Below are 5221 nucleotides of genomic sequence, written 5' to 3' on the forward strand. Positions count from 1 at the left end.
GGACCGGCGACCAAGGCCGCTGGCGCGCGGATGGCACGATCGAGTTCCTGGGCCGCAACGACCACCAGGTGAAGGTGCGCGGGTTCCGCATCGAGCTGGGCGAGATCGAGACCGCGCTGCGCGCGCATCCGCAGGTGCGCGAGGCGGTGGTGCTGGCGCAGGGCGAGGGCACCGACAAGCGGCTGGTGGCCTACCTGGTCGGCGCGGCGGAAGCGGAGCTGGCAGCGGCGACATTGCGCGCCCAACTGCAACAGGTGCTGCCGGAGTACATGGTGCCCTCGGCGTACGTGTGGCTGGAGGCGCTGCCGCTGACGGCCAACGGCAAGCTGGACCGTGCGGCATTGCCGGCGGTGGACGGCAGCGCGGTGGCGAGCAAGGACTATGTGGCGCCGCAGGGCCCGACCGAAGCGGCGATCGCGCAGGTGTGGCAGGAACTGCTGGGCCTGGAGCGGGTCGGGCGGCACGACCACTTCTTCGAACTGGGCGGACACTCGCTGCTTGTGGTCGTGATGATCGAGCGGCTGCGCGAGCGTGGCGTGCACGTGGATGTGCGCAGCCTGTTCGAGGCGCCGACTGTGGCGCAGTTGGCGCAGCGTATCCGAGCGCTCGCGCCGCCACCGGATGCTTCGCCGTTGCCGCCGAACCGTATCGCGGCCGATTGCGCCCGGATCACCCCAGGCCTGCTGCCTCTGGTGGACCTGGACCAGGCACAGATCGACGCGCTGGTCGCGGCGGTGCCCGGTGGTGCGAGCAACGTGCAGGACATCTACCCGCTGTCGCCACTGCAGGAAGGCCTGCTGTTCCACCATCTGCTGCAGGAAGATGGCGATACCTACCTGCTGCGCTCGGTGCTGGCGCTGGACAGCCGCACTCGCCTGGACGCGTTCCTGGATGCGCTGCAGCGAGTGATCGATCGACATGACGTCCTGCGCAGTGCGGTGCACTGGGAAGGCCTGCCCGAACCGGTGCAAGTGGTGCAGCGGCAGGCACCGCTGGCGGTGGAGAAGGTCGTGCCGGCCACGCCGGGCGCGGCCCTGGACCGCTTGCTAGAACTCACCGATCCGCGCCGCGTGCGCATGGACGTACGGCGTGCTCCGCTGCTGCGTGCCTACGTCATGGACGATCCGGCCACGGACGGTTACCTGTGCGCGCTGCTCAACCACCATCTGGTGAGCGACCACGTCACGCTGGAGCTGATCCTGGCGGAGATCCGCTTGCTGCTGCAGGGACAGGCGTCGGCCTTGCCGCCGCCACTGCCGTACCGAAACTTCATCGCGCATAGCCGCGCGGTGCCGCAAGCCGAGCACGAGCGCTATTTCCGTGCCAAGTTGCACGACGTGACCGAGCCGACCGCCCCGTTCGACCTGCTGGATCTGCAGGCGGACGCCGCGGACGTGGTCGAGGCACGCGTCGCTGTGGACCCGGCGCTTGCACGTGCGGTACGCGAGCAGGCGCGGCGTTGCGCGACAAGCCCCGCGACGCTGTTCCATGTGGCCTGGGCGCAGGTGCTGGCACGCTGCAGCGATCGCGACGATGTCGTGTTCGGCACGTTGCTGCTGGGCCGCGGTGCAGGGAGCGACGGCGCCGCCCAGGTTCCTGGCATGTTCGTCAACACTCTGCCGTTAAGAATTCCGCTGCGCGACGCTTCGGCACACGCATGTGTACGCGACACCCATGGCCGACTCGGCGAATTGCTGATGCACGAACAGGCGCCGTTGGCGCTGGCGCAACGCTGCAGCGGAGTCGATCGGACGTTGCCCCTGTTCACCACGCTCTTCAACTACCGGCACTCGCGGCCGGACGTCATGCCCGCCGGCCAGGGAACGAGGTCCGGCCATGCGCTCTGGGACGGCATCCGCATCGTCGGCGGCGAGGAACGCACCAACTATCCGATCGCGATCGCCATCGACGACCTGGGTCAGGACTTCGCCATGTCGGCGCTCTGCGTCCGCCCGGTAGATGCCGAGCGTCTGCTGGCTTACCTGCGCACCGCGCTGGCCTCGCTGACGGAGGCGCTGGCGCAAGCGCCGCAGCGGCCACTGCGCGAGCTGCCGATCCTGCCGGCGCAGGAGCAGGCACAGTTGGAACGGTTCAACGCGATGCACTCCGCGCAACCGGCGCACACGCTGATCCACCACTGGTTCGAGGACTGGGCGGCGCGCCAACCGGAGGCGGTGGCGGCGGTATTCGAAGACCGCTCCCTGAGCTATGCGCAGCTCAACGCACAGGCCAGCCGCCTGGCGCAGCGGTTGCGCAAGCTGGGCGTGAGCCCGGAGCAACGGGTCGCGCTATGCGCGCCGCGCGGACTGGAACTGGTGGTAGGGATCCTGGGAATCTTGAAAGCAGGCGGTGCGTACGTGCCGCTGGACCCGGCCTATCCGGCGACGCGACTGGCGTGGCTGCTTGAGGATAGTGCGCCAGTGGCGATGTTGACGGCCGGCGATGTGCCGCAAACAGTCGCCGGCTGGGGCGGGGGCGCTGTGCTGGACCTGGCGCAGTTGGACCTGTCGGTCGGGGATGTCGCCGATCCGGATTCAACCGATGCAGGCGCGGACCGATTGGCCTATGTGATCTACACCTCCGGTTCCACCGGCCAGCCGAAGGGGGTGATGGTCGAGCACGCTGGGTTGTGCAATCTGGTACAGGCCCAGATCGACCTGTTCGCCATCGATTGCGGAAGCCGGGTGCTGCAGTTCGCTTCGCCGTCGTTCGATGCCAGCGTATCGGAGATCTTCATCGCATTATGCGCGGGGGCGAGGTTGTGCCTTGCCCCGATGGACCGGCTGTATCCTGGGGTGCCGCTGGCGCAGACATTGGAGCGTCATGCAATCACCCACGTCACCTTGCCGCCTTCGGCCCTGCAGGTGATAGACGAAGCGACGCTGTCGCAGACGCTGACGACCCTGATCGTCGCAGGCGAGGCGCTGCCGCTGGCCCTCGCCCGGCGCTGGGCCGGCTCGCTTCGGGTCCTGAACGCGTATGGGCCGACCGAGGCGACGGTCTGCGCCACCGTCCATGCGGTGCGCCACGACGACCGGCACGTTCCGATCGGCCGGCCGATCGCCAACACCCAGGTCCACGTGCTGGACGCCACAGGCATGCCGGTACCGATCGGGGTGCGCGGCGAGTTGTACATCGGTGGTGCCGGGGTGGCGCGCGGCTACCTCAACCGCGCGGAACTGACCGCGCAGCGTTTCGTGCCCGATCCGTTCTCGTCGGTGCCCGACGCCCGCCTGTACCGCACCGGCGACCAGGGTCGCTGGCGCGCCGACGGAGCGCTGGACTACCTCGGTCGTACCGATCACCAAGTGAAGCTGCGCGGATTCCGCATCGAGCCGGGCGAGATCGAGGCGGCGCTGCGCGCGCATCCGCAGGTCCGCGAGGCCGTGGTGCTGGCGCAGGGCGAAGACAGCCACCGGCGGCTGGTCGCGTACGTGGTGCCGCACGTGGACGCGGCAACTGCGGCCGCACAGGCGGATGCCTTGCGGCAGTCGCAGCTGAGCAGTTGGTCGGAACTTTTCGACGGGCAGGTGATGCAGCAGGCGCATGCGGAAACGCAGGCGGGTGCCGACTTGATGGGTTGGCATAGCAGCTATACGCGCCAACCGATCGCCCCGGAGCAGATGCACGACTGGCTGTCCGCCACCTTGGAGCGCCTGCAGGCGCTGTCGCCACGACGGGTGCTGGAAATCGGCTGCGGCACGGGCATGATCCTGCGCCGGCTGGCGCCGCAGTGCGAAGAGTATGTGGGCACCGACCTGTCGGCACGGACCCTGGAGATGCTGGGGGTGCAGCTGGCGGCGCAACCGCAGTTGCACGCCAAGGTACGGTTGCTGCATGCCGATGCGCTGCAGCTGGCAGCGCTGGGAACGCAGCCGTTCGATACCGCGGTACTCAACTCGGTGGTGCAGTACTTCCCGGACCTGGGATATCTGGAAACGCTGCTGGAGCGGTTGTTGGAGCGGGTAACCGGCGGCGGCCATGTGTTCCTTGGCGATCTCCGCCACCACGGCCTGCACGAGGCGTTCGCTTTGTCGGTGCAACTGCATCAGGCGCCTGCGGGAACCAGCGTCGCGCAGCTGGCGACGCTGGTGCGACAGAGGGTGCAGGACGAGCCGGAATTGCTGGTCGATCCACGCTGGTTCTTCGCTTGGCAACGTCGTACGGGCCGCCATGTCCATGTACAGGTGATGCCCAAGGCGGCGCGCTACACGAACGAGATGTCGGCGTATCGTTACGACGTGGTGCTGACGGTCGATGGCGATGCGGCGTCGGCGCCGTCGGGCGCCTGGCGCGATTGCCGTGGACTGCCTGCGGCGCAACTGCTGGAGTACGTAACGGCCGCGGCGCGGCAAGGCGTATCGGACCTGTGCCTGGGACCGATCGACAATCCGCGAGTGCGCGGTGCTGCGCATGGCACGCAACGCCTGCAGGCGGGGTTGTCGCTGCAAGCATTGCGCGAGGAGGTGGCGGCGCAGGACGCGACCGGTGTGTCCTGCGATGCGCTCGACGCGCACTGCACCACGCACGGGTACGCCGCGGAGCTGAGTTGGGCGGCAGGCGCGGCCGACGGTGCCTACCATGCATGGATACGGCGGCCGGACGTGGCAGGGCGGATCGAATGGAGCGGCTTGGCGGGGGATGCTTTGTCGGCCGATGCGGCAGCCAACGCGCCGTTGCGCTCGAAGCAGTGGCAAGGCCTGCTGCTGCAGCTCAAGGCACAGCTGCAGCAAACCCTGCCCGAGTACATGCTACCGGCAGCCTACGTGCAACTGGAGGCATTGCCGCTGACCACCAACGGCAAGCTGGATCGCGCGGCATTGCCGGCCGCCGACGGTGCCGCGGTGGTGACGCGCGGGTATGTTGCCCCGCAGGGCCCGACCGAAGCGGGGATCGCGCAGGTGTGGCAGGAACTGCTGGGCCTGGAGCGGGTTGGGCGGCACGACCACTTCTTCGAACTGGGCGGGCACTCGCTGCTGGCGGTGCAACTGGTATCGCGGCTGCGCGGTGCATTGGGCGTGGAGTTGCCGCTGCGCGAGCTGTTTGCCGAGCCGACGTTGACGGGGATGGCGCAGCGTGCCGCGCAGGCACAGGCGACGGTGGCCCCACCGATCGCAATCGCTGATCGTTCGCAGGCCTTGCCGCTGTCGTGGTCGCAGCAGCGGCTGTGGTTCCTGGACCGGCTGGATGCGGCGGCGGGGGCGGCGTACCACATCGCGGC

Annotated in this window: 1 protein-coding gene; it reads left to right on the top strand. The window is 68.7% G+C overall.

All coding sequences use genetic code 11. The annotated features are described in order from the left end of the window. The coding region (locus tag J2Y70_RS22190) for a non-ribosomal peptide synthetase (protein WP_309922706.1) at positions 1 to 5221 on the top strand (5221 nt) is incomplete at both ends.

Origin of the sequence: Xanthomonas sp. 1678 (genome assembly GCF_031455575.1) — a bacterium.
Classification (GTDB): domain Bacteria; phylum Pseudomonadota; class Gammaproteobacteria; order Xanthomonadales; family Xanthomonadaceae; genus Xanthomonas_A.